Source organism: Sphingobium sp. (genome assembly GCA_023266575.1).
Lineage (GTDB): Bacteria > Pseudomonadota > Alphaproteobacteria > Sphingomonadales > Sphingomonadaceae > Sphingobium.
Window position 1 is genome coordinate 1 of record JAHFPV010000023.1, and the last position, 23,419, is coordinate 23,419.

Sequence of the window (23,419 nt, forward strand, 5' to 3'; positions counted from 1 at the left end):
CCGGTTGTCTGGTCCGCTCTCCGGTCGGGGCTGCGCCCCTCCCTACGATCAGACCAGACAACCGATCCTACCGGCCATCATAGTCGCCGCTCAACCGGCCATCGTAGTTGTCGCCGCGCACAGTAGCCAAGCCTCACTTCGTCGCGCGTGCCGACAGGTTTGAGACGGGCGATCGGTGCCTCAGTTTCCAACAGGTAGAGATGGTAAGCGCCTTTGTCCTCGTACCAGCCCACGCCGCCGCCGTTGGCTGCGTCGAAAGTTTCGATGCGCATAATGATTTCGTCGTCTTTCATGGAGCTTCCGTAGCCGTTTTCAGGTCACAGCGTATCCGATTCACCTCGCCGCATGGCAACCACCCAGGCGTTGCAACGTGCTTCAGTTAGGATTCGAAGCATGGGATCTTGGACCAGAACAAGGTCGTTATCGGCGATCCCGTTCCCCAGATCCTGCGCCAATGGCTTCAAGCATGGCGTCTCTGCTTACTGCCCCCTTCATCTCATTCTGCCGGGGCTAGCCCCGGCAGAATGAGATGAGCCGACATTGTCCTCATCTCCTTTGCAGACGCGGAGACGGGGCCGATGATCCGACTTGGAGAATTGATGATGATCCTCGAACTACATCGGCAGGGTGTATCGATATCCGCCATTGCCCGACGCACTGGTCGCGATCCCAAGGCCATCCGAAAATATATCGAACGGGGCATCGAGGCCCCGGTTTACGGCCCTCGCATGCTGGGTCGACCGAACAAACTGGCACCCTATCTGGAATTTTTGCGTGAGCGAGTGACGGCCTTTCCCGATCTGACGGCGGCGCGCCTGACGCGGGAAATCCGTGAGCTGGGATATATGGGCACCTATACCGCGGTAAAGCGGTTCCTGGCAGCGATCCGGCCGGAAAACGGCCCCAAGCCCTTCGAGGTTCGGTTCGAGACGCCGCCTGGCGTGCAGGCACAGGTCGACTTTGCCCGGTTCGTCGTCGAATTTACCGATGAGCCCGGCGTCAGCCGGATCGTCTGGCTGTTCAGCCTGGTGCTGGGCCATTCGCGCTTCCTGTTTGCGCGCTACGTCATGCATCAGGATCTCCAAAGCCTGTTGCGCTGTCATATGCAGGCCTTTGAAGCGCTCGGCGGCGTCCCGATTGAGATCCTCTACGATCACATGAAAACCGCTGTGACCGGGGAAGATGATCAGGGCCACATCATCTACAATCGATCATTGCTGGCTCTGGCCGGGCATTATCGCTTCGTGCCGCGCGCCTGCCGTCCCTATCGGGCCAAGACCAAGAGAAAGGTCGAGCGGCCATTCAGCTATATCCGCAAGGACTTCTTCCTGGGCCGGAGCTTCCGCAATCTGGACGATCTCAATGTCCAGCTGATCGACTGGCTCGATACTGTCAAGCCCTATGCTTCGCGGCCTGATCGTACAAAGTCGAGCTTAGCCGATCCACAAGTAGTTCATTGATGTCCGGCGGCGCCTTATGTTTTAAGCCAAAATGCTTCATTTCGGCCGTCCGCAATAGACCGCCCAGTCCTCCATCATCTTGCGCCGCTTCTCTAAAAGATTGCCGCGACGATATGCTGCTTCTGTTTTGTCTTTGACCGCGTGAGCCAGTGCCGCCTCTGCAACATCGCCCTGATGGTCCGTTTCCTCGCTCACCCAATCTCTGAAGGCGGACCGGAACCCATGCGCCGTGTAAGGCTGCTTCATCTCCCTTAGCAGCTTCGTTAGAGCCATGTCCGACATAGGCTTGTCGCCGCGCATGCCTGGGAAAATGATTGGGCAATGTCGCACCCTCAGTTCGGCGCAGCGCTCGATAATGCGGATAGCACGCATGCAGAGCGGGACGACATGCTCCCGATTAGCCTTCATACGATCCTTGGCGATCGTCCATAGCTTCTGGTCGAAGTCGATTTCTTCCCACAGAGCCCCTCGCACCTCGCCAGAGCGCGCGGCTGTAAGGACTGCGTACTCCAGCGCCAGACGGCTGTACGATTCTCTGGCCCGAAGTTGCACAAGAAACGCTGGTATCTGGGTGTAGGGCATGGCGGCGAAATGGCCGTCCTTCTTGGGCTGGCGTGGCAGTCCTTTGCTGATGGCCCGCATAGGGGCCTCATTCTCGCGATAGCCGGAGGCATAGGCCCAGTCCAACACGGTCCCGATCCTCTGACGCACCCGCCGCGCAGTCTCAGGCTTTGCTAGCCAGATTTCCGATAGTACATTGCGGATCATAGGCCCGGTGATCTCGCTTACCTTCACGTCGCCAATCTGGGGGAAGGCGTAGCTGGTTAGGCTCTGAAGCCATTGGCTCTCATGCTTTTCGTTCCGCCAGCTTTTGCGATGAGCAGCAAGAACCTTAGCTGTCGCTTCCTTGAAAGTTGGTATGCCCTGCGCCTTCTTGCGCTCGAACAGAGGATCGAGGCCGAGCTCCATCCAAGTACGAATTTCACGCGCCCTATCGCGGGCCTGCGCAAGCGTCACCTTCGATGCGCTGCCTAGGCCGAAGTCACGCCTATTGCCGTTCTTCTGCACCCGGCAGACCCAACTTTTCGTGCCGCCAGGCTGCACGATGAGAAAGAGCCCGTCGCCGTCGCCTATTCGGCCGGGTCGTGATGCGGCTTTGACGCCAGTTGCTGAAAGCTTTCCCATACCCACATTCTCCCACATTTTTTCCCACAAATCCAATCGAATGCCGGTGGAAAACTAAGGAAGAATGTGGACGCGAATCATCCCGAAAAGCCGCAGAAAGCCTAGGCTTTCTCGCCAAATTTAGGATGGTCCAGGATGGAGAATTGGCGGAGACGGAGGGATTCGAACCCTCGGTAAGGAGTTATCCCTACGACGGTTTAGCAAACCGTTGGTTTCAGCCACTCACCCACGTCTCCAAACATGGCCTGAACGCCCGCTTGAGGCGGGGCTGCGGCTAGGCGACGTGTCCTATAGCGACGGCTTTGACGCATGGCAACGGTCCTGTTCGGGGATTTTTTGCCCTTTTGCCATGCTCGTAAATCGTTCCGGCCCGGAATCGACTCAGGTGGGCGTTCGTTCATTGTCGTTTCAGGTTGAAAGCCGATAGTCTGGGGGATGGTTAAGATGGCAATTTACGGGGAGCATCGGGCATGAACGGGATTATGGGACGGACAAGCGCCCGCCTGGCGCGGGCAGCCGCGCTGGTGGCGGCACTGGCGGGGCTGGCGCTCAGCCCTGTGGGGGCGTCGGCGCAGGTGCGCACGATTGATCCCAACACCGCAATCGATGCCGATCTCGCCCCGCCGCCGCCCGCGCGCAGCGCCCCCACAGAACCGGGCGTCGATCCCAGCGTCTATAGCGACACTCCGGCCGACAGTGCCGTCACGTCCGGCACGACCGCAACTGGCGCGCCCGTCACTGCCGCATCGCCCCCCGCCGCGATCGCGCCGAGCGATTCTTTCCAGCAGGACGATCTGATCGGCGCGGCCGAAGGCGTGTTCGGCAAGGGCGCGGAAGGGCTGGCGGGCCTTATCGAAAAGGTGCTGAAGGATCAGGGACGCCCCAACGCCTATATTGCGGGACGCGAGGCATCGGGTGCCTTCGTCGTCGGACTGCGCTATGGTTCGGGTACGCTCAATCACAAGGTGGAGGGTAAACGCGAAGTCTACTGGACTGGCCCGTCGATCGGCTTCGATGTCGGCGGCAACGCGGCCAACACCTTCGTCCTTGTCTATAATCTCTACGACACGCAGGATCTCTATCACCGGTTCCCGGCAGCCGAAGGCACTGCCTATCTGGTCGGTGGCTTCACCGCCAGCTATCTGCGCTGGGGCAATGTCGTGCTGATCCCGATCCGCCTGGGCGTCGGCTATCGGCTGGGGGTCAATGCCGGCTATATGAAGTTCAGCGAAAAGCGGACTTGGTTGCCCTTTTGAGAGGCGTTCGTACGCCCACCTGCGCGGGAGCATGTCGTCCCTGCGCCTACAGCCCTAGCGCCAGTTGATCGCCCTGCTCGCCTTCCTCCGCCGCTTCCAGATTATGCACGCCCAACCCCAGCAACCGCGCACCCATGCGCAGGGGTAGCTGCGCCAGCAATAACTCCCGCGCCGCCTGTGCCAGCAGGTCGGGCGACCGTACCGGGATCGCAAAGCTGCGCGACCGGGTGATGATGCGGAAATCGGCGAATTTTATCTTGAGCGTCACCGTCCGGCCCCAGGCCTGCGCCTTTTCGATCCGGCCCCACAGGCTGGTCGCGATCCGGTCGATCTCCGCGATCAGTCGGTCCCGGTCGGTCAGATCGTCGAAAAACGTATCCTCGACGCTCACCGATTTGCGCTGTTCGCGCTCACGCACCGGCCGATCGTCCTGCCCGCGGGCGGCACGATAATAATAGTCTGCCGCGCTACCAAAATGCGCCTGGAGGAAGGCCATGTCGCGCGCGCGCAGATCAGCCCCCGTCTCGATCCCCAGCGCGTGCATCCGCGCCGCCGTCACCGGTCCCACGCCATGGATGCGGCGCACCGGCATCGCCGCGATAAAGGCCGGGCCTTCGCTGGGCCGCACCACACATATCCCGTCGGGCTTGTTCTGGTCCGACGCCAGCTTGGCGATCAGCTTGTTATAGGAGACGCCCGCAGAGGCTGTGAGGCCGGTTTCGGCGCGAATCAGCGCGCGTATCTCCGCTGCGACCTGCGTCGCCGATGCTATGCCCGGCTTGTTCACCGTGACGTCCAGATAGGCTTCATCCAGCGAGAGCGGCTGGATCATGTCGGTAAAGCGCGCGAAGATCGCCCGGATCTGCCCGGACACGGCGCGATAGGCGTCGAATCGCGGCGGCACGAAGATGAGGCCGGGGCAGAGCCGCCGCGCCCGTGCGCCGGGCATGGCGGACTTCACGCCGAACGCCCGCGCCTCATAGCTGGCGGTCGCCACCACCCCGCGCGGCCCGCCGCCGCCAACTGCGATCGGCTGGCCCCGCAGCGTGGGATCGTCGCGCTGTTCCACCGACGCATAAAAGGCGTCCATGTCGATATGGATGATCTTGCGCAGCGGTGGCGGCGGGGCGTCCATGGCGCGATCTTATGCCATGAAAGGAACGAAAGGGAAACATCGTTGCCGCCGCGACGCTTATTCCTTACCCTTGAGCGCCAGCAAGGCTGCGAAGGGACCGGCCTGATCCTCCCGCAGCACGCCTGCTTCACGTAAAACGGCGTCGGCATCAGGCGCGCGGGGATAGGGCGTCATCGCCAGCGCCACGGTTTCGGCCACCGCCTCCCCCATGTCGATGATATTGCCGCTATAACCGATCGTGTCGCAATCCTCCGCGTCCAGCTCCATTTCAGCGCCTTCGACGACATCGCCATCCTCGGCGATGAAGCGGAGCAGGAAATCGCTATCGATCGTTTCAGGCACCGGCAGGCCGGTCGCGACGCAGGCCTGGGTCAGGCTGGCCCGCACCCGGCCACGCGCGAAGATGCTGCCATTCTCCTCACTGATCGCATAGTCCGCCTCCAGCGCGTCGAGCGCCAGCAATCCGAACCGGCGCATCAGCGCGTCGCGCTCGGCTGCTTCGGCGGTGATGGTCGTGGTGCCGCTGATATGGCCGATCTGGTCCAGCCTGATGGGCCGCGAAAATTCAGGCGTCGGCAGCGCGGTCATCCCAGATCCCCCGCCAGCATCGCATCGCGGGTCAGGCAGCCCAGCCGCGTCCAGCGCTCCCGCAGCGCGCCCTCGACATGGGCGAGCGCGGCGTCGCTCACCGGCGCACCGCGATAGAGGTTGCGGCGCAGCGCATCGGTCATGTCCGCCTCACCCGCCAGCGCCGCGCGATAGGCGCTGATCCGGCCACCCAGCGCGCTCATCATCCGGCCGATATGCTTGCCGACCACGACGTCGCCAATCCCTTCCTGCCGCAATTGGCCGTCCATATCATCGACGAACAATTCGGTCAGCCAGACGCTTTCCTGGGTTGCCCCCTGCTGCTCCAGCCGCATCAGCACCTGCGCCAGCACCGCCACGATCATGTCGAAGCGCCCGTCCAGCGTATCGGGCACTGCGCCGTTCATATACCAGTGTGGCTGGCGACCCTCCGCGACCACGGCATGGTAGAGCGGCATCAGCCCGGCCTTGGGATCGGCACGGCCAAACAGGCGCTGGAGGAAGGAAGGGGAGGCTGTGGACATGAGGACTATGCTTTTTTAAGACGGATCGTTGGACGGGACGTCGTCCTGCCAAGTGTCGCCCCTTGCCGGGAGCGACGCATTTCCATATTGATCGAGCCGCTGCCCAATGCAATGGCGGCATTATGTTTATTGGGTTCGCGGGTGCGTTCCGCCAGGAGAAGTCCATGCGTCAGTTCAGCCGTCATTCCACACGCGGGCGTTTCCTGTTGGCTCTTGGCCTCGGCGCGCTGGTGCTGGGGGCATCGGGCTGCACCCGTATCCGCACCCATCAGGGCTATCAGGTCGATAAGCTGCTGGTCGATTCGGTCCAGCCGGGCATCGACAATCGCGCATCAGTGGAAGGGACGCTGGGCCGCCCCAGCTTCACGTCGCAATTCGGTGAGCAGGACTGGTATTATGTGTCGCGCGACATGCGATCGCTGGCCTTCTCCAACCCCAAGCCCGCCGACCAGACCGTGCTGCGCGTCCGCTTCGATGCGGCGGGCAATGTCGTAGCGGTCGATCGCGCGGGACTTGAGCAGGTCGCCAACATCTCCCCCATGGGCGACAAGACCCCGACGCTGGGGCGCAATCGCAGCCTGTTTGACGAGATATTCGGCAATATCGGCGCGGTTGGTGCCGGTGGCATGGGCGGCAATGCCGGCGGCAGCGGTCCAGGCGGCGGCCCCAACGGCAGCTAACTGGCTGCCCCTCACTCTAGGCTCTTGCTGGCCTGCTCAGTGACATCCTTCGACAGACCCGGCTGCGCCAATATGCGCTGCAATTGCGCTCGCATCAACGCGGCGCGATCAGCGTCAAAGCGCTTCCAGCGGCCCAGCGGCGGCACCAGCCGTGCGGCGGTTTGCGGATTGCGCGAATCGAGCGCGATGATGCAGTCCGCCACCAGTTGATAGCCCTTGCCCGACCGGTGATGGAATGCCCACTGGTTGCCGGCAAATGCGCCATAGAGCGATCGCACCCGGTTGGGGTTGGACAGGGTGAATGCCTTGTGCCGCCCCAGTTCCTCGACCTGATCGACCGTATCGGGGTGCAGCGCGAACGCCTGGGTCTGGAACCATTTGTCGAGCGTCAGCGCATCATGGCCGTAGCGGTTGTAGAATATATCGATCGCCGCATCGCGTTCGGGGTTGGTGCCATTGGCGAGCGTTGCGAGCGCCGCTTGCCGCTCCGTCATATTATCCGCCTCATGAAATTGGGCGAAGGCGATAGCGGGGCCATCGTCAGCGCCCGACGCCACCAGATAGTGCAGCGCGGCGTTGCGCAGCTTGCGCGCGCCCTTCGCCGCGGGCGACAGCGAAAAGCCGTTCGCCTTGGTGCGGCTGTGAATGTCGCGCCATAGCGGCTCCAGCTCCGCCCCGATCCGCTGTTGCAGCGCTTCCCGCGCGGCGTGAATCGCATCCGGGTCCACCACAGCCATCTGGTCACCCAGATAGGCTTCGCTGGGCAGGCGGATGGTTTCGGCGATGAAGGCCGGGTCAAGCAGCGGGTCGGTGATGGTGTTGCGCACCGCCGCGATAACGGCAGCGTCATCGACCGGCTGCCCGGCGATCGCGCCGATCAGCACATTGACCATCAACTGCTGCATCGCCTCATAGCGCGCGAACGGATCATCATCGCGCGCCGACAGGAAGGCGAGATCATCCTGGCTGCGGTTGGCTTCGACGATCACCGGGGCGGAAAAGCCGCGGTTGATCGACAGGATCGGCGGGGCCGCAAAGCCCTCGAAGCGGAAGCTCTGTTGCGCCTCCGTCAGCATCAGCAATTGGTCGCCCTGATGTGTGCCAGTTGCCGGGTCGAACAGCGCGACACGCAGCGGGATCGCCATCGGCTGCTTGTCAGGCTGACCGGGGGTTGGCGGGATGCTCTGTTGCAGATCAAGCTCGACCGCATGTGTCACAGGATCATGGCGCAGCAGCGCGCGGACATGCGGGGTGCCCGCCTGTTCATACCAGCGGCGAAACTGGGTCAGGTCGATGCCCCCGCCCTCTTCCATGGCGGCGACGAAATCCTCGCAGGTCGCGGCCTGCCCATCATGCCGGTCGAAATAGAGATCGCTCCCCGCACGGAAGCGTTCGGCCCCCAGCATCAGCGCCATCATGCGGATGATCTCCGCGCCCTTGTTATAGATGGTCGCGGTGTAGAAGTTGCTGATTTCCATATAGGATTCAGGCCGGATCGGATGGGCGAGCGGGCCGCTATCCTCCTGAAACTGGGCCGCGCGCAGGATGCGGACATCCTCGATCCGCTTGACCGCGTGGCTGCCCATGTCGGCGGAGAAATTCTGGTCGCGAAAGACGGTGAAGCCTTCCTTGAGGCTCAACTGGAACCAGTCGCGGCAGGTGACGCGATTGCCCGACCAGTTGTGGAAATATTCATGCGCCACCACGCCTTCGACGCCGTCATAATCGACGTCGGTCGCGGTTTCGGGGTCAGCCAAAATATAGCGCGAATTGAAGATGTTGAGACCTTTATTCTCCATCGCACCGAAATTGAAATCAGCGACGGCGACGATGTTGAACACGTCCAGATCATATTCGCGGCCATAGACGCGCTCGTCCCAGGCCATGCTGTCCTTGAGCGCCTGCATGGCGTGCGCGGTGCGCGGCAGGTCGGCCTCCCGCACCCAGATGCCCAATTGCACCTCCCGCCCACTCATCGTGACGAAGCGGTCGGCGTTGCAGGCCAGATCGCCCGCGACCAGCGCAAAGAGATAGCAGGGCTTGGGGAAGGGATCGTTCCAGAGCGCCCAATGGCGGCCATTGTCAGCATCGCCCTGTTCAACCGGATCGCCATTGGCGAGCAAGATGGGGAAGCGCGCCTTGTCGGCGGTCAGCCGGACGCTGTAGCGCGACAGGACATCGGGCCGATCGGGGAAGAAGGTGATGCGGCGGAACCCCTCCGCCTCGCACTGGGTGCAGAGCAGACCTCCGCTGGCGTAGAGGCCCATCAGCTTGCTGTTATTCTCCGGCACCAGTTCGACCAGCGTTTCGATGCTGTGCGCGGTGCCGGTCACGGCGATGGTCAGCGACCCGGCCTCCAGATGCCAATCGTCCGCAGCCAGCACCGCGCCATCGACCTTCACCTCCAGCGGCACCAGCCCGTCACCGTCCAGCCGCAACGGCCGTTCATGATCGCCATTGCGCGTCACCGACAGCGTCGCGCGAACGCTCGTCAGCGCCGGGTCGAGATCGAAATCCAGCGCGATGGTGGGGACGAGCCAGTCGGGCGGGCTGTAGTCGGAGCGGCGGATGATCGCGGGGGCGGCGGTGGAGCTTTGCATGTCGGCCATGCCCGCAACCTAGGGAGCGGGTGGGCAAAAGACCAGACTGCTTTGGGTCTAACTCGTCAAACTTCGCCCATATCGACCATGGTGATTCACGGCCTAGATGCGTTCGCCCGACAGGCGCTGGCACAGCATGTCAAGCTGGTCGAGCGTCGAGTAACGCAGCGACAGTGTGCCACCCGCGCCGCTCATATGGTCGATATCGACCTTCAGCCCCAATATGTCGGCCAGATGCTGCTCCAGCGCGGCAATGTCCGCATCCTTGTCGCGCGAACCGCCGCCGCGCCGCGCGATGGGCGCATCCTCGCCCTTCTTGACCCGGCGCACCAGCTGTTCGGTGTCGCGGACGGACAGCCCCTTCTGTTCGACCTGCCGCGCCAGCGCCTCGCAATCGGGCGCGCCGATCAGCGCGCGGGCATGGCCCATGCTGATCTTCTGTTCGACCACCTGCTGCTGCACCATGGCGGGCAGATCGAGCAGCCGCATCAGATTGGCGACATGGCTACGCGACTTGCCGACCAGCCGCCCCAGCGCTTCCTGGCTATGATGAAATTCGGCGATCAGCTTGCGATAGGCTTCGGCCTCTTCGATCGGATTGAGGTCTTCGCGCTGGATATTCTCAATGAGCGCGATTTCCAGCGTCTCCGCCTCGTCGAAATCGCGGACGATGGCGGGGATACGATGGAGATGGGCGCGCTGCGCCGCGCGCCAGCGGCGTTCACCCGCGACGATCTGGAAACCGCCGCCATGGGGCCGGACGATGATCGGCTGGATCACGCCGCGCTTGGCGATGCTTTCGGCCAGTTCCTGCAACGCGCCTTCGTCGAAATGACGACGCGGCTGTTCAGGGTGCGGCTGAATCAGCGCCACCTCTATGCTCTGGATCGCCTTGCCCGATGGCGACGGCGCGGCTGCGGCCACTGGCTCCTCACGCGCGACGTCGCCGAGCAGTGCGGACAGGCCACGGCCCAGCCCGTGCGGGCGCTTGACCACCTTGGGCTTTTCGCTGGTGTCGTCGCTCAAGCCGCTACCTCCTGCCGGGGCAGGCGCGCGATCAGTTCGCGCGCCAGTCGCATATAGGCTTCCGATCCCGAACAGCGGAAGTCATAGATCAGGGCCGGAACGCCATGACTGGGCGCTTCGGACAGGCGCACATTGCGCGGAATGACCGTGGTGAACACGAGATCGCCCAGGCAGGCCCGCACATCGTCGGCCACCTGATCGGTCAGCCGGTTGCGCCGGTCATACATGGTCAGGGCCACGCCCATGATCGACAGACCCGGATTGAAACGGCCGCGGATACGCTCGACCGTCTGGAGCAGTTGCGACAGCCCTTCGAGCGCGAAAAATTCGCACTGCAACGGCACCAGCAGGGATTGCGCGGCCACCATAGCGTTGATCGTCAGCAGCCCCAGCGAGGGCGGGCAGTCGATCAGGCAAATGTCCCAGCGGCCCGCAGGCGCTTCGGACAAGACCCGTTCCAGCCTGTGGGTGCGCTCTTCATATTCGATCAGTTCGATTTCGCAGCCCGACAGATCCTGCGTCGCCGGGACCAGATCGAGCTTGGGCACGCGGGTGGCGACGATGGCGTCCTCCAGCGCGCAATTGCCGACCAGCAGATCATAGCTGGACTGCGCGCGATCCGCCTGCATCACCCCCAGCCCGGTCGAGGCATTGCCCTGCGGATCGAGATCGACCAGCAACACCCGCAATCCCGTAGCCGCCAATCCCGTGGCCAGATTGATCGCGGTGGTGGTCTTGCCCACGCCGCCCTTCTGATTGGCGATGGCGATGCAGATCATGCGCGGCCTTTCCTCCTGGCGACGGGTTGGACAGAGTGCGCGATCAGGATGGCGCTATCGGCATCCGTTACGCTGGCTTCCATGTGAAAGACACCTTGCCACGATGGGCGCACCGCCTCCAGTTCATTTTGCGCATTTCGTCCTTTGGGCAGCACCCAGAGCGTTTTTTCATTCCCCAGATGCGCGGCGGAGGATAGAAGTTTGGGTAGGGGCGCATAAGCGCGGGCGCTGATCACCGCTGCGGCCGTCGCCGGGACAGCCTCGACACGCCCGCCGAATACGCGCGCGCGTTTGAGGTCGAGCTGGTCAATCACTGCGTCGAGAAATTCGATCCGCTTGCGCCGCGATTCCACCATCGCCACCGGACGGGTGGAGAGGCAGGCGACGACGATACCCGGCAGGCCAGCGCCAGAGCCAAGGTCATACCAGTCGCCCTCGCTCGCATTTTCCGCATGGCGCAGCAGTTGCGCGGAATCGACGATATGCCGCGCCCAGATATGGGGGCGGGTCGATTCTGCGATCAGATTTTGCTCGTCCATCGCCCCCAGCAGGATCGCGACATAGCGTTCCAGCCGGTCCCAAGTTTCACGTGAAACATCGAACTGCGTATCGAGCCAGGCGCGCGCTTCCTCTTCCGTCACGCAGCCACCCGCCGCACATGGACGAGGATCGCGGCCAACGCCGCCGGGGTGATTCCCCTGATCCGGCTGGCCGCCGCCAGCGTATCGGGCCGGGCCGCATCGAGCCGCTCGATCATTTCGGTCGACAGGCCACCGATCACAGCGAAGTCGAAATCGGCCGGGATCATGACCCGTTCGTTGCGGCGCATGTCGGCAATCTCCGCATCCTGCCGTTCGAGATAGGGGGCGTAATGCGCATCCTCCAATATCTCGGTGCGCAGGTCGTCGGGGGCATCGCGCAGGCCGGGGGCAAGGGTCAGCAGCAAGGCCTGATCGACTTCGGGGAAGCGCGCCCATTCAAACAGGCTGCGCCGCACGCCGTCCTGCCGCACGGTTGCGCCAGCGCGCGCCATTTCTGTGGCGGTCATCTGACGGGCCAGTTCCGTCTCCACCGCAGCGAGTTGCGCCGCGCGATCCGCCAGACGTGCGGCGCGAACCGGGCCAATAAGTCCGTGCAAAAGGCCAATCGCACCCAGCCGCGTCTCCGCATTATCGGCGCGCAACCGCAGCCGATATTCGGCGCGCGCGGTCAGCATCCGATAGGGTTCCGTCACGCCCTGCAACACCAGATCGTCGATCATCACGCCGATATAGCTGCTGGCCCGGTCGAGCACCAAAGCCCCCTCGCCCCGCGCCCGCGCAGCGGCATTGGCCCCGGCGACCAGCCCCTGTGCGGCTGCTTCCTCATAGCCGGTCGTGCCGTTAATCTGCCCGGCGCAGAACAGGCCGGGGATGGCGCGCACCTCCAGCGTGGAATCGAGCGCGCGCGGGTCGACATGATCATATTCAACGGCATAGCCCGGCACGACGATCTCGGCGCGCTCCAGCCCGCGCATCGATCGGACCATGGCAACCTGCACATCGGTGGGGAGCGAGGTGCTGATGCCGTTGGGATAGACGAGCGGATCGTCCAGCCCCTCCGGCTCCAGAAAAATCTGATGCCCGTCGCGGTCGCCGAAGCGCTGGATCTTGTCCTCGATCGACGGGCAGTAGCGCGGTCCCCGCCCCTCGATCGCGCCGCTGAACAATGGCGACCGCCCCAGCCCGTCGCGGATGATCTGGTGCGTGCGTTCGTTGGTGCGGGTGATGGCGCAGGCGAGTTGGGGCAGCACGCGCCCGTCCGACAGGGGCGACATGGTCCAGTGCGCAATGTCGGAGGGCTGCGCCTCCAGCTGCGCCCAGTCGATCGTGCGCCCGTCGATGCGCGGTGGCGTGCCGGTCTTGAGCCGCCCGATCGGCAGGCCGATGGCGCGAAGCTGGATGCCCAATGTGGTCGCGGCGCGCTCGCCCACGCGACCGCCAATCTCCCGCTCGTCGCCCCGGAACAGCTTGCCGCCCAAAAAGGTGCCGGTCGCCAGCACGACAGAGGGCGCGTGCAGGACGCGGCCATCCGCCAGCGCCAGCCCGGCAACGGCATCGCCGTCGAGCAACAATGCGTCGGCTTCGCCCTCGACGATAGTCAGACCCGCTTGCGCGTCGAGCATCTGATGGATCGCCGCGCGATAGCGTTTGCGGTCGGCCTGAACGCGCGGTCCCTGCACGGCGGCGCCCTTGCTGCTGTTGAGCATCCGATAATGGATAGCAGCAGCATCGGCAGCGCGCGCGATCAGCCCGTCGAGCGCATCGACCTCGCGCACCAGATGGCCCTTGCCCAGTCCGCCGATTGCCGGATTGCAGGACATCGCGCCCACAGTCGCGCGCTCGAAGGTGAGCAGCGCCACGGTCGCGCCCTTGCGCGCAGCCGCCGCTACTGCCTCACACCCGGCATGGCCGCCACCGACCACGATCACATCATAGCTTGTTCGCATGGCGTTGCCCTTATCAGAAAGGCGCGGCGGGGGCAAAAGCGTTCCACGTGGAACATGTGGCTCATTTGCCGATGCAGAATCCTGCGAACAGCCGGTCGAGCATATCCTCGGTTCCGGCCTGTCCGGTCAACGCGTCAATCTCGCGCCGCGCCTGCCGCAGCTCCTCGGCCAGGATCAGCAGATCGCGCGCGCTGGCGGCGGAATCGAGAAAGGCTGCAATATGTCCAACTCGCTGTCGCTGTCGCGCGTGCAGCGCATAGTCGCCCTCGCCCGGCAACAGCTTTGCCGCACGATCGAGCAGCAGCGCAACCAGCGCGTCCATCCCTTCGCCGGTGCGGGCGGACAGGCGGAGGCCGGGACGATCCCCCTCCCCGTCCCGGTCGCATTGCGCAGCAATCAACAGCGCATCGTCGCGCGGCGCGTCCGCCGCGTCGCCCAGCCACAGGATGATGTCTGCCGCGACCAACGCCGACCGCGCCCGATCAATGCCGATCGCTTCGATCGCATCGCCTGTCTCGTCGCGTAGCCCTGCCGTGTCGGTGAACAGGAAAGCGACGCCGCCGATCCCCGCTGGCACCTCGATCCGGTCGCGGGTGGTCCCGGCAATGTCGGAAACGATCGCGGCGTCGCGCCCAACCAGCACGTTGAGCAGGGTCGATTTGCCCGCATTGGGCGGTCCGGCCAGCACCACCCGCACACCGTCACGCAAGCGCTCGGCCGATGGCGCGGCCAAAACGGCAGTCACGTCACGCGCCAACGCCGCGATCCCTTCGCCGATCCGCGCTTCAATGGCGGCATCGGGAACATCATCCTCGTCGGAAAAATCGAGCGCCGCTTCAGCCATTGCCGACAGGTCGAGCAGGGTCGCGCGCCATCCCTCGATCCGGCGGGAAAAATGCCCCTCCGCCATTATCAGCGCGGCGCGGCGTTGCTGCTGGGTTTCGGCGGCGAGGAGATCGGCCAGCCCTTCGACTGCGTTCAGGTCCATCCGGCCATTGGCAAAGGCGCGCCGGGTAAATTCGCCAGCCTCGGCCCGGCGCAGGCCCGGCATCGCACCCAGCGCCGCTTCCACCGCCGCCACCACCGCGCGACCGCCATGGCAGTGCAGTTCGACCAGATCCTCGCCGGTCACGGTCGCCGGGCCGGGCAACCACAGCGTCAAAGCCCGGTCGAGCGGCGCATCGTCCTGCGGATCGACCAGCAAGGCCAGGCTGGCGGTGCGGGGTGGCGGCACGCGGCGGGCAAGCGCTTCCAGCGCGGAGCGGGCGGCGGGGCCACTGACGCGGATCACTGCAATCCCTGCGGGCGGCGCGCCGCTCGACAGGGCGAAAATCGTATCGGTCACGATTGGTGGCGCGGCCTATTTCTTCTCGGTGCCGGACATGCCCGACAGGCCGATATTCATCATCTGTTGGAACAGTCGCACCCCTGCGTCACCCATGGGGGAGAAGCTTTTGAACAGGGTTTCCATCTGTTCGATATTGCCGACGCCTTCAAATCCCTCCAGCATCGTCTTGATATATTTGTCGTGAATCGGGGTCACATCGGGCAGGCCCAGAAAGGCGCGGGCTTCGGCCGGGCTGCAATCGACATCGACGGTCACCTTCATGTTCCAAGCCCTTCCAGCGCGGAAAATTCCGTTGCGCCCGTCATGCCGCAAATGGGGCGGTCATGGCAAATTTTTTGGGTGACGCGCCCGTTGCGCTGCCTGGCGAACAGGCCAATATGGGCTACACAATAGTTGGAAGGGATTCCCCATGGCAGGCTTTATTTCCGTCCCGACGCTGGAAGGCGACGGCGCATTCGACGCTTATGTGGCCAAGCCGGCAGAGGACGCCACTGCCGCGATCATCGTCATCCAGGAAATTTTCGGCGTGAATGAAGGCATCCGCCGCAAATGCGACAGTTGGGCGCAGGCTGGCTATGTCGCCTATGCGCCCGACCTGTTCTGGCGCGAAAAGCCGCATGTCGAACTGGACGCCGACGTGCCGGAGGATTTCCAAGCGGCAATCGGGCATATGCAGAAGCTCAATCAGGATCAGGCGATCCGCGACATCGAAGCGACGATCCGCGCGGCGCGCGCGGCTGCGGGCGGCGGCAAGGTCGGGCTGGTGGGCTATTGCCTGGGCGGGCGGCTGGCGTTCATGGCGGCGTGCCGGACGGATGGCGATGCGTTCGTCGCTTATTATGGCGTGGGCATAGACGGGCTGCTGGGCGAGCAACATGCGATCGGCAAGCCCACCCTGCTGCATATCCCGACCAATGATGGCTTCGTGCCAGCGGAGGCACAGGCGGCGATGCATGCCGGGCTGGACGATAATCGCCATCTGACGCTGCATGACTATGATGGGCTGGACCATGGCTTTGCCGCCGAAATGGACAATCGCCGGGATGAGGATGCCACGCAACTGGCGGACAAGCGGACGGCGGATTTCTTCGCCGAGCATCTCGCCTGATGAGCGGTGCGTGGCGCATGGTCGCCCGCAGCCATGGCGGGCCGGAGGTGATCGCGCGCGAGGATTTAGATCCCGTCGCACCGGGTGAGGGCGAATTGCTGGTCGCGCAGGAAGCGGTCGGCCTCAATTTCATCGACACCTATTACCGCACCGGCCTCTATCCCGCGCCCCTGCCTGTCCCTTTGGGGTCGGAGGGTGCGGGGCAGGTCGTGGCGGTGGGCGCGGGCGTCACCGGCTTTGCCGTTGGCGACCGGGTCGGTTGCGCCAGCGGGCTGGGCGCCTATGCCAGCCAACGCATCATCGCCGCCGAGAGGGCGGTGAAAATCCCCGATGGCGTGTCCAACGAGGATGCCGCGGCGATGATGCTCAAGGGCATGACCGCCTGCTATCTGGCCGAGGATATGATCCAGCTTGTCGCCGGACAGGTCGCGCTGGTCCATGCCGCAGCGGGCGGGGTCGGATCAGTGCTGGTGCCATGGCTGCGCGACAAGGGCGTTATCGTCATCGCCCATTGCGGATCGGCGGAAAAAGCGGCGCTGGTCGATGCCGACCATAGCCTGCACGGACCTTTCGATGGCCTGGCCGCAACCGTGCGCGACCTGACCGGCGGCAAGGGCGTCGATGTCGTCTATGATGGCGTGGGCAAGGATAGCTGGGCGGCCTCACTTGCCAGCCTCAAGCGGCGCGGGCTGATGGTCAGCTATGGCAATGCGTCGGGCGCGGTGCCGCCGGTCAGCCTGCTGGAGTTGAGCCGGGGCGGATCGCTCTACGTCACCCGCCCTACCCTGTTCGACTATATCGCGACGCCGCAAGAGCTGGCGCACACTGCCGAGCGGCTGTTCGACCGGATGCAGCGCGGGGTGGTGAAGGCGGTGATCGGCCAGCGTTTCGCGCTGAGCGAGGCAGCGGAGGCGCACCGCGCGCTGGAGGCGAGGGAGACGACTGGGGCGACGGTGTTGATCCCTTAACAACATCCGTTCGCTTCGAGCGAAGTCGAGAAGTGAAAAGCGCCGCGCCAGCGTTTCTCGACTTTGCTCGAAACGAACGGCCGGTAGCGCAGAAACAAAAAGGGGGCGGAACCTGGGTGGTTCCGCCCCCTTTTTGCGCATCGCTGCGTCCCGCCTTCAGCCAAACAGCGTCAATATGCCCACCTGATGATCGACAAAGCCGTCATAGATCATCTTGACCGCGACATAGACGATGACGGCAAGGCCCAGATAGGCGATCCAGCGGAAGCGTTCGATATATTTGGCGATAATATTCGCCGCGATGCCCATCAGCGCGACCGACAGGATCAGCCCGATGATCAGGATGCCCGGATGATCCTTGGCCGCGCCGGCGACTGCCAGCACATTGTCCAGGCTCATGCTGACATCGGCAACGGCCACGGCCCAGGCAGCCGCGGCAAAGCTCTTGGCTGGGCGCAGGCCCGATATATCGTCGTCGCTGGTGTCGCCCGGCGTATCCCCGCCCCGCTTGGGGTGAAGTTCCCGCCACATTTTGAAGCTGACCCACAGCAGCAGCAGGCCACCGGCCAGGATCAGCCCGACAATCTGCATCAGCTGGCTGACCACCAGCGCGAAGCCGATGCGCAGCACCAGCGCGGCGATGATCCCGATCAGGATCACCTTCTTGCGCTGGGCGGCGGGCAGGCCCGCGGCCAGCGCGCCGACGACGATGGCATTATCGCCCGCCAGCAAAATGTCGATCATCAGCACCTGACCAAAAGCGGCCAGCGCGCTCGGCGAAGTTATATTGCTGAAATCATTAACGATATGCCCCCAGATATCGGCGGGCGAACCCAGACCCTGAGCGGCAGCGGCGGCGGTAGTGAGGAGGTCGAACATACAGTCGCAGTCCCGCTTACTGGTTCATCGAATCGAAGAAATCTTCGTTGGTCTTGCTGTCCTTCATCTTGTCCAGCAGGAACTCCATCGCATCGATCGTGCCCATCTGCATCAGGATGCGGCGCAGCACCCACATCTTGCTGAGCTTGGCCTTGTCGACCAGCAATTCTTCCTTGCGGGTGCCGGACTTGCCGACGTCCAGCGCGGGGAAGATGCGCTTGTCCGCGACCTTGCGATCCAGCACGATTTCCGAGTTACCGGTACCCTTGAATTCTTCGAAAATGACTTCGTCCATGCGGCTGCCCGTGTCGATCAGGGCGGTGGCGATGATCGAGAGCGAACCGCCTTCCTCAATATTACGCGCCGCGCCGAAGAAGCGCTTGGGCCGCTGGAGCGCATTGGCATCCACACCGCCGGTCAGCACCTTGCCCGACGAAGGGACCACCGTGTTATAGGCGCGGCCCAGACGGGTGATCGAATCGAGCAGGATCACCACATCCTTTTTATGTTCCACCAGGCGCTTGGCCTTTTCGATCACCATTTCGGCGACCTGGACGTGGCGGGTGGCGGGCTCGTCAAAGGTGGAGGAGACGACCTCCCCCTTCACGCTGCGCTGCATGTCGGTGACTTCTTCCGGGCGTTCGTCGATCAGCAGAACGATCAGGAACACTTCGGGATGATTGTCGGTGATAGCCTTGGCAATGTTCTGGAGCATCACCGTCTTGCCGACGCGCGGCGGCGCGACGATCAGCGTACGCTGGCCCTTGCCCTGCGGCGATACGATGTCGATGACGCGCGCCGACTTGTCCTTCTGGGTCGGATCATAAGGGTCGAGCGTCAGCTTCGATTCGGGATAGAGCGGCGTCAGATTGTCGAAATTCACACGATGGCGGACCACATCGGGGTCATCGAAATTGACGGTGTTGAGCTTGACGAGGGCAAAGTAGCGCTCGCCATCCTTGGGCGCGCGGATTTCACCGTCGACCGTGTCACCGGTGCGCAGGCCAAAGCGGCGCACCTGATTGGGCGAGACATAGATGTCGTCGGGACCGGCCAGGAAATTGGCTTCCGGGCTGCGCAGGAAGCCAAAGCCGTCGGGCAGCACCTCGATCGTGCCTTCGCCCATGATCTGCTCGCCATTTTCGGCCTCGGCCTTGAGGATCGCGAACATCAGATCCTGTTTGCGCAGGGTCGACGCGCCCTCGACGCCCAATTCCTCTGCCATGGTGACGAGGTCGGCGGGCGCGGTTTTCTTGAGGTCCTTGAGATGCATTGCGAGTCGGTCCGATGACGAGAGGAGAGTAGCGCCGGAAACAGCGGGACACAGGCGAGCAGGACGCCGCCAGACGCCTGCCATGAACAGGCAGGGTCGATAGTGGGCGCATTTAGCGAAGCGGGCCGGTCCAAGTCAAGGCAGGACTGTGCGCGGGACAAGGGGAAGCGGCGGCGGAGCGTCGATTCGGGTCGAGGGGTGTCACTGGTGCGACCACCCGGCTTCATGCTATAGTCGTGCCATAAAATCGGGAAAGGATGCGGCAATGGGACGGCACCGGGCGATGCGGCTCACGGGGCTGGCGATCGGCCTGGCGGCGATGGGGCTGCCGCTGGCGGCGCAGGATATCTCCGCGCTCGACCCGGCCATTCCGCCCGCCATCGTCCGCACCGGTCCCTCGCCCGACGAGCGGGTGACGATCCCCATCCATATCGATGGCAAGGGACCGTGGAACTTCATCATCGACACCGGATCGCAACGCACCGTCATTGCCCGCGATCTGGCCGAGCAGCTGGCGCTGTCACCCCGCGCCAATGTGACGATCCTGAGCATGACCGGCCGGTCGGAGGCGGGAACCGTGGCGGTGCCCAAGCTGGGCTTTGGCGGCGGGACGATCGACGATATCGAGGCGCCGGTGCTGGAGGGCGAACATCTGGGCGCCCCCGGCCTGCTGGGGCTGGACAGCCTGCACGCCAAGCGGCTGCTGCTCAATTTCCGCACCGGACGGATGGAGATCAGCGCCAGCGGATCACGCCGCCGCGTGGCGATCGACCCCGACGCGATCGTGGTGGAGGCGCGGCGGCGGCGCGGTCAGCTGATCCTGCTCGATTCCGAGGTGAACGGCATGAAGGTCGCGGTCATGCTGGACACAGGCAGCCATTTTAGCATCGGCAATCTGGCGCTGCGCGACCGGCTGATCGCGAAAAAACGCGCGCCGGATATGGCAGAAGCAGTCCTGACCAGCGTGACCGGCGGGCAGCTGACGGGCCAGGTGGGGCGGATCAAGTCGGTGCGGATGGGGCGGGTCAACCTGACCCAGGTGCCAGTGCTGTTCGCCGAAGCAAGCCCCTTTGCCGAACTGGGGATGAAGGACAAGCCCGCCCTGCTGCTGGGGATCAGCGCGCTGCGCATCTTCGACAAGGTGGCGATCGACTTTGGCCGGGGCAAGGTGGATTTCCTGCTGCCCGATGCCAGTGCGATCAGCCCGGCACAGCTGGCGGCGGTGGTGCCACCGGATAAACTGCCCGTTCAGTAATCAATGGCGTATCGAAGGATGCGTATGGGCGCGATGCTTAGATACGGGACTTCGACAAGCTCAGTCCCTACTCAGCACGAACGGTAATTTTACAGATCACCACGCCCTACGGACTAGGCGCTGGCCTCGTCGGCGGCTGGCGCTGCCGGTCGCGGCCCAGCACATTGTCGATCCATTGCTGGTCGATCCGCTGTGACGACAGCCGGTCCTGGGGGTCTACCTCCAGATCCTGATCATCGCGTGGGTCCGGGGCGGCCGGGCGGGCGCGCTCGATCGGCAGGCCATTCTCGTCCACCATCATGCCCTCATCCGCGCCATTATCCGGGCTGCCATAATAGGCTTCGGCGTCGGGCTCCAATTGCCATTCGGGCAGGGTCACTTCCGTCTCGAACGGTTCGACCGGGCGTTTGGCGACCGCTACCTTCATATAGTCGGCAAAGGCGCGGGCTGGCGCGCGGCCACCCTGCAACACGCCGACTGCGCGGGCGTCGTCGCGGCCCATCCACACGCCGGTGGTGACGCCGCTGGAGAAGCCCAGGAACCAGCCATCCTTGTTGCTGCTGGTCGTGCCGGTCTTGCCCGCGACCGGGCGGCCGATCTGCGCCGCCTTGCCGGTACCGGTGCTGACGGCGGTCTGCATCAGGTCGGTCATCCCCGCCGCGACCCAGGGAGCGACCAGCACGCGGCTGGTATCGTCCTGATGCTCGTAGAGGGTGCGGCCGTCCGCTGTCGTTACCTTGGTAATGCCATAGGGCGTCACTGCGATGCCCTTGCGCGCAATCGAGGCAAAGGCGCGGGTCATGTCGATCAGCCGTACGTCCGACGTCCCCAATACCATCGAGGGATGGGTGTTGATCGGCGTGGTCACACCAAAGCGGCGCGCCATGTCGGCGACGGTCGGGAAGCCGACCTCCACGCCCAGCTTGGCGGCAACCGTGTTGATCGAATAGGCAAAGGCGGTGCGGATATCGATGTCGCCGGAAAAGCGCCCCGAACTGTTGCGCGGCTTCCAGCCATTAATATCGACTGGTTCGTCGGTCACGCCGGTGTCAGGGGTATAGCCCGCCTCCAGCGCCGCCATATAGACAAAGATCTTCCACGCCGATCCGGGCTGGCGGGTCGCGGTGGTCGCGCGGTTATAGTTGGACGTCACATAATCGAGACCACCGACCATCGCCCGCACCGCGCCGTCGCGGTCGAGCGACACCAAAGCGCCCTGCGTCCCCGCAGGCACATTGGCCTGGATCGCTGCGGTCGCCGCCTTCTGCATATTGAGGTCGATGGTGGTATAAACTTCCAGCGGTTCGTTCGGCTCATCCATCAGCACGTCGAGCTGGGGCAGCGCCCAGTCGGTGAAGTAGCGCACGCTGTTCTGCGGCGGTTCGGGGGCCAGCTTGACCCCCTCTATATCGGCGGCCGCCCGCTCCGACGCGCTGATCACGCCATTGTCGCGCATCAGGTCCAGCACCACGCCCGCACGGCCAATCGCGGCGTCGGCGTCGGCAGTGGGCGAATAGCTCGACGGCGCTTTCACCAGGCCTGCGATGATCGCAGCTTCGGGCAGGTCCAGTGTGGTGGCGGGATGGCCGAAAAATTTGCGGCTGGCGGCGTCGATGCCATAGGCGCCGCCGCCGAAATAGACTTTGTTCAGATAGAGTTCGAGGATCTGGCGCTTGGAGAATTTGCGCTCCAGCGCCATCGCCAGCACCATTTCCCGCACCTTGCGGCCCCAGCTATAGCTGTTGTTGAGGAAGATGTTACGTGTCACCTGCTGGGTGATGGTGGACGCACCCTGCCAGCGGCGGCCCTTGCCGCGATTTTCCACCGCAACCCAGGCCGCGCGCGCCATGCCGATCGGGTCGACGCCGGGGTGGAGGTAGAAACGCTTGTCCTCGGTCGAGATCATCGCATCGACCATGACCTTGGGAATCTGGTCATAATCCATCCAGCGCCCGAAACTTGGCCCCAGCGATACGATGACGCTGCCATCGGCGGCGTGGACGCGGATCATCTGGCCATTGGGGGAGGATTTGAGGCTGTCATAGTCGGGCAGCGACTGCATCGCGATGACGACGGCGATCACCACCGCCAGCAGCCCGGCGACCCCGGCCGCGACGCTGATCTTCAGGCCGCGAACCAGCCATCGCTTCGCCTTGCCCGGCGTGCCCTTGCTCTTGCCTGATCCTGCCATCTGTGCGCCCCGGATACCCGCTAATCCCGGCCCCGGCCAGCGTGTTTCATGCGCCCTGCCCGGAAAATTGCCGTGACCGTCTCCATGACGATCACCGCTTTACATGGCATGAACGGTTAATCTTTGAAAATGCGCGGAAGGGCGCATTTTGTGCCGCACCAGCCTTCAAACGAGGCACGTGACTCGTTTGAACCCCACCCGGCCACCCATAGGCTACTATCGTGGGTTGGCCGGGTGGGGGAGCGGGCTGGTGCCGAACGACTATGCGTCAGCGTCGCGTGGCTTGAAGTCTAGCGAGGCGCTGTTCATGCAATAGCGCAGGCCATTGACGCCCGGACCATCGGGGAACACATGGCCCAGATGCCCCTCGCAGGTGGCACAGCGCACTTCGGTGCGGATCATGCCATGGCTGGCGTCGCGAATTTCCTCGACTGCGTCGATGTCCACGGGGGCGGTGAAGCTGGGCCAGCCCGACCCGCTGTCATATTTTTCTTCCGCGTCGAACAGTTCCGCGCCGCAGCCCGCGCAATAATAGACGCCGTCGGCCTTGTTGCTGTTCAATTTGCCGGTAAAGGCCCGCTCGGTCCCGCCCTCGCGCAGCACATGATAGCGTTCGGGGGAAAGGCGGTCGCGCCATTCGGCGTCGGTCAGGTTGAGCTTGTCCATGGCCGCAATA

At 63.9% G+C, this 23,419-nt stretch carries 21 protein-coding genes, 1 tRNA gene and 1 pseudogene; 6 read left to right on the forward strand and 17 right to left on the reverse strand.

Going from position 1 to position 23,419, the window contains the following annotated elements:
* Positions 1-77: 77 nt before the first annotated feature.
* On the reverse strand, positions 78-293 hold the full coding sequence (locus tag Q0D44_RS16830; protein WP_294138092.1) for a hypothetical protein: 216 nt from the start codon (positions 291-293) through the stop codon (positions 78-80).
* A 285-nt stretch (positions 294-578) separates the two neighbouring features.
* Between Q0D44_RS16830 and istA the strand changes: the two are divergent.
* Positions 579-1,394 (forward strand): annotated as a pseudogene (gene istA / locus Q0D44_RS16835) (IS21 family transposase); the annotation flags it as partial.
* Positions 1,395-1,496: 102 nt separating this feature from the next.
* Here istA and Q0D44_RS16840 read toward each other — a convergent pair.
* On the reverse strand, positions 1,497-2,645 hold the full coding sequence (locus tag Q0D44_RS16840; RefSeq protein WP_294138093.1) for an integrase arm-type DNA-binding domain-containing protein: 1,149 nt from the start codon (positions 2,643-2,645) through the stop codon (positions 1,497-1,499).
* Between the two features lie 144 nt (positions 2,646-2,789).
* A tRNA-Ser gene (locus tag Q0D44_RS16845) sits at positions 2,790-2,881 on the reverse strand.
* A 234-nt stretch (positions 2,882-3,115) separates the two neighbouring features.
* On the opposite strand from Q0D44_RS16845, the gene Q0D44_RS16850 reads away from it, so the two are divergent.
* On the forward strand, positions 3,116-3,901 hold the full coding sequence (locus Q0D44_RS16850; RefSeq protein ID WP_294138094.1) for a DUF1134 domain-containing protein: 786 nt from the start codon (positions 3,116-3,118) through the stop codon (positions 3,899-3,901).
* Between the two features lie 46 nt (positions 3,902-3,947).
* Here the strand turns inward: Q0D44_RS16850 and dinB are convergent, their stop codons facing one another.
* Genes dinB through Q0D44_RS16865 form a run of 3 tightly spaced genes read right to left on the reverse strand, consistent with a single transcriptional unit; the run spans position 3,948 to position 6,148 of the window.
* The gene (dinB, locus tag Q0D44_RS16855; protein WP_294138095.1) at positions 3,948-5,036 is read right to left on the reverse strand and encodes a DNA polymerase IV; all 1,089 of its coding nucleotides are present in this window, start codon (positions 5,034-5,036) and stop codon (positions 3,948-3,950) included.
* 57 nt (positions 5,037-5,093) lie between these two features.
* A complete protein-coding gene (locus Q0D44_RS16860) occupies positions 5,094-5,624 on the reverse strand; it encodes a DUF177 domain-containing protein (protein WP_294138096.1) in 531 nt (176 codons plus the stop codon).
* Complete coding sequence (locus tag Q0D44_RS16865) at positions 5,621-6,148, reverse strand: ubiquinol-cytochrome C chaperone family protein (protein WP_294138097.1); 528 nt, start codon at positions 6,146-6,148, stop codon at positions 5,621-5,623. The genes Q0D44_RS16860 and Q0D44_RS16865 overlap by 4 nt, the downstream gene beginning before the upstream one ends.
* 164 nt (positions 6,149-6,312) lie before the next feature.
* Between Q0D44_RS16865 and bamE the strand changes: the two genes are divergently transcribed.
* Positions 6,313-6,828: an outer membrane protein assembly factor BamE gene (gene bamE / locus Q0D44_RS16870; protein ID WP_006966442.1), complete on the forward strand. Its 516-nt coding sequence runs from the start codon at positions 6,313-6,315 to the stop codon at positions 6,826-6,828.
* Between the two features lie 11 nt (positions 6,829-6,839).
* On the opposite strand, the gene pepN is transcribed toward bamE, so the two are convergent.
* The 7 genes from pepN to Q0D44_RS16905 form a co-directional block, all read right to left on the reverse strand.
* Positions 6,840-9,437 (reverse strand): aminopeptidase N, encoded by a 2,598-nt coding sequence (gene pepN, locus Q0D44_RS16875; protein WP_294138098.1) that lies wholly within the window; start codon positions 9,435-9,437, stop codon positions 6,840-6,842.
* 93 nt (positions 9,438-9,530) lie between these two features.
* The gene (locus Q0D44_RS16880) at positions 9,531-10,454 is read right to left on the reverse strand and encodes a ParB/RepB/Spo0J family partition protein (RefSeq protein WP_294138099.1); all 924 of its coding nucleotides are present in this window, start codon (positions 10,452-10,454) and stop codon (positions 9,531-9,533) included.
* Positions 10,451-11,233, reverse strand: a complete 783-nt coding sequence (locus Q0D44_RS16885) for a ParA family protein (RefSeq protein ID WP_119743528.1) — start codon at positions 11,231-11,233, stop codon at positions 10,451-10,453. The genes Q0D44_RS16880 and Q0D44_RS16885 overlap by 4 nt, the downstream gene beginning before the upstream one ends.
* The gene (gene rsmG / locus Q0D44_RS16890) at positions 11,230-11,874 is read right to left on the reverse strand and encodes a 16S rRNA (guanine(527)-N(7))-methyltransferase RsmG (RefSeq protein ID WP_294138100.1); all 645 of its coding nucleotides are present in this window, start codon (positions 11,872-11,874) and stop codon (positions 11,230-11,232) included. Before rsmG ends, Q0D44_RS16885 begins: the two co-directional genes overlap by 4 nt.
* A complete protein-coding gene (gene mnmG, locus Q0D44_RS16895) occupies positions 11,871-13,721 on the reverse strand; it encodes a tRNA uridine-5-carboxymethylaminomethyl(34) synthesis enzyme MnmG (RefSeq protein WP_294138101.1) in 1,851 nt (616 codons plus the stop codon). Before mnmG ends, rsmG begins: the two co-directional genes overlap by 4 nt.
* A 61-nt stretch (positions 13,722-13,782) precedes the next feature.
* On the reverse strand, positions 13,783-15,066 hold the full coding sequence (mnmE, locus tag Q0D44_RS16900; protein WP_294138102.1) for a tRNA uridine-5-carboxymethylaminomethyl(34) synthesis GTPase MnmE: 1,284 nt from the start codon (positions 15,064-15,066) through the stop codon (positions 13,783-13,785).
* Positions 15,067-15,081: 15 nt separating this feature from the next.
* Positions 15,082-15,330 (reverse strand): DUF6489 family protein, encoded by a 249-nt coding sequence (locus Q0D44_RS16905; RefSeq protein WP_217673969.1) that lies wholly within the window; start codon positions 15,328-15,330, stop codon positions 15,082-15,084.
* A 148-nt stretch (positions 15,331-15,478) separates the two neighbouring features.
* On the opposite strand from Q0D44_RS16905, the gene Q0D44_RS16910 reads away from it, so the two are divergent.
* Positions 15,479-16,177 (forward strand): dienelactone hydrolase family protein, encoded by a 699-nt coding sequence (locus tag Q0D44_RS16910; RefSeq protein ID WP_294138103.1) that lies wholly within the window; start codon positions 15,479-15,481, stop codon positions 16,175-16,177.
* Positions 16,177-17,145, forward strand: a complete 969-nt coding sequence (locus Q0D44_RS16915; protein WP_294138104.1) for a quinone oxidoreductase — start codon at positions 16,177-16,179, stop codon at positions 17,143-17,145. Before Q0D44_RS16910 ends, Q0D44_RS16915 begins: the two co-directional genes overlap by 1 nt.
* Positions 17,146-17,301: 156 nt before the next feature.
* Here Q0D44_RS16915 and Q0D44_RS16920 read toward each other — a convergent pair whose 3' ends face one another.
* Both Q0D44_RS16920 and rho read right to left on the reverse strand, forming a co-directional pair.
* Entirely contained in the window at positions 17,302-18,024 is a 723-nt protein-coding gene (locus Q0D44_RS16920) for a YjbE family putative metal transport protein (protein WP_294138105.1), read from the reverse strand.
* A 16-nt stretch (positions 18,025-18,040) separates the two neighbouring features.
* Complete coding sequence (gene rho / locus Q0D44_RS16925; protein ID WP_119743521.1) at positions 18,041-19,297, reverse strand: transcription termination factor Rho; 1,257 nt, start codon at positions 19,295-19,297, stop codon at positions 18,041-18,043.
* Between the two features lie 265 nt (positions 19,298-19,562).
* On the opposite strand from rho, the gene Q0D44_RS16930 reads away from it, so the two are divergent.
* Positions 19,563-20,552, forward strand: coding sequence for a retroviral-like aspartic protease family protein (locus Q0D44_RS16930; protein WP_294138106.1), 990 nt, complete (start codon positions 19,563-19,565; stop codon positions 20,550-20,552).
* Between the two features lie 106 nt (positions 20,553-20,658).
* On the opposite strand, the gene Q0D44_RS16935 is transcribed toward Q0D44_RS16930, so the two are convergent.
* Positions 20,659-22,743: a PBP1A family penicillin-binding protein gene (locus Q0D44_RS16935; RefSeq protein WP_294138107.1), complete on the reverse strand. Its 2,085-nt coding sequence runs from the start codon at positions 22,741-22,743 to the stop codon at positions 20,659-20,661.
* 261 nt (positions 22,744-23,004) lie between these two features.
* A complete protein-coding gene (gene msrB, locus Q0D44_RS16940; RefSeq protein ID WP_294138108.1) occupies positions 23,005-23,409 on the reverse strand; it encodes a peptide-methionine (R)-S-oxide reductase MsrB in 405 nt (134 codons plus the stop codon).
* Positions 23,410-23,419 lie beyond the last annotated feature (10 nt).

What these genes read in the sequence shown, in the direction of transcription:
- Q0D44_RS16830 (WP_294138092.1), bottom strand. Translation starts at nt 293, where the DNA reads ATGAAAGACGACGAAATCATTATGCGCATCGAAACTTTCGACGCAGCC.
- Q0D44_RS16840 (WP_294138093.1), bottom strand. Translation starts at nt 2,645, where the DNA reads ATGGGAAAGCTTTCAGCAACTGGCGTCAAAGCCGCATCACGACCCGGC.
- Q0D44_RS16850 (WP_294138094.1), top strand. Translation starts at nt 3,116, where the DNA reads ATGAACGGGATTATGGGACGGACAAGCGCCCGCCTGGCGCGGGCAGCC.
- dinB (WP_294138095.1), bottom strand. Translation starts at nt 5,036, where the DNA reads ATGGACGCCCCGCCGCCACCGCTGCGCAAGATCATCCATATCGACATG.
- Q0D44_RS16860 (WP_294138096.1), bottom strand. Translation starts at nt 5,624, where the DNA reads ATGACCGCGCTGCCGACGCCTGAATTTTCGCGGCCCATCAGGCTGGAC.
- Q0D44_RS16865 (WP_294138097.1), bottom strand. Translation starts at nt 6,148, where the DNA reads ATGTCCACAGCCTCCCCTTCCTTCCTCCAGCGCCTGTTTGGCCGTGCC.
- bamE (WP_006966442.1), top strand. Translation starts at nt 6,313, where the DNA reads ATGCGTCAGTTCAGCCGTCATTCCACACGCGGGCGTTTCCTGTTGGCT.
- pepN (WP_294138098.1), bottom strand. Translation starts at nt 9,437, where the DNA reads ATGGCCGACATGCAAAGCTCCACCGCCGCCCCCGCGATCATCCGCCGC.
- Q0D44_RS16885 (WP_119743528.1), bottom strand. Translation starts at nt 11,233, where the DNA reads ATGATCTGCATCGCCATCGCCAATCAGAAGGGCGGCGTGGGCAAGACC.
- mnmG (WP_294138101.1), bottom strand. Translation starts at nt 13,721, where the DNA reads ATGCGAACAAGCTATGATGTGATCGTGGTCGGTGGCGGCCATGCCGGG.
- Q0D44_RS16905 (WP_217673969.1), bottom strand. Translation starts at nt 15,330, where the DNA reads ATGAAGGTGACCGTCGATGTCGATTGCAGCCCGGCCGAAGCCCGCGCC.
- Q0D44_RS16910 (WP_294138103.1), top strand. Translation starts at nt 15,479, where the DNA reads ATGGCAGGCTTTATTTCCGTCCCGACGCTGGAAGGCGACGGCGCATTC.
- Q0D44_RS16915 (WP_294138104.1), top strand. Translation starts at nt 16,177, where the DNA reads ATGAGCGGTGCGTGGCGCATGGTCGCCCGCAGCCATGGCGGGCCGGAG.
- Q0D44_RS16920 (WP_294138105.1), bottom strand. Translation starts at nt 18,024, where the DNA reads ATGTTCGACCTCCTCACTACCGCCGCCGCTGCCGCTCAGGGTCTGGGT.
- rho (WP_119743521.1), bottom strand. Translation starts at nt 19,297, where the DNA reads ATGCATCTCAAGGACCTCAAGAAAACCGCGCCCGCCGACCTCGTCACC.
- Q0D44_RS16930 (WP_294138106.1), top strand. Translation starts at nt 19,563, where the DNA reads ATGGGACGGCACCGGGCGATGCGGCTCACGGGGCTGGCGATCGGCCTG.
- Q0D44_RS16935 (WP_294138107.1), bottom strand. Translation starts at nt 22,743, where the DNA reads ATGGCAGGATCAGGCAAGAGCAAGGGCACGCCGGGCAAGGCGAAGCGA.
- msrB (WP_294138108.1), bottom strand. Translation starts at nt 23,409, where the DNA reads ATGGACAAGCTCAACCTGACCGACGCCGAATGGCGCGACCGCCTTTCC.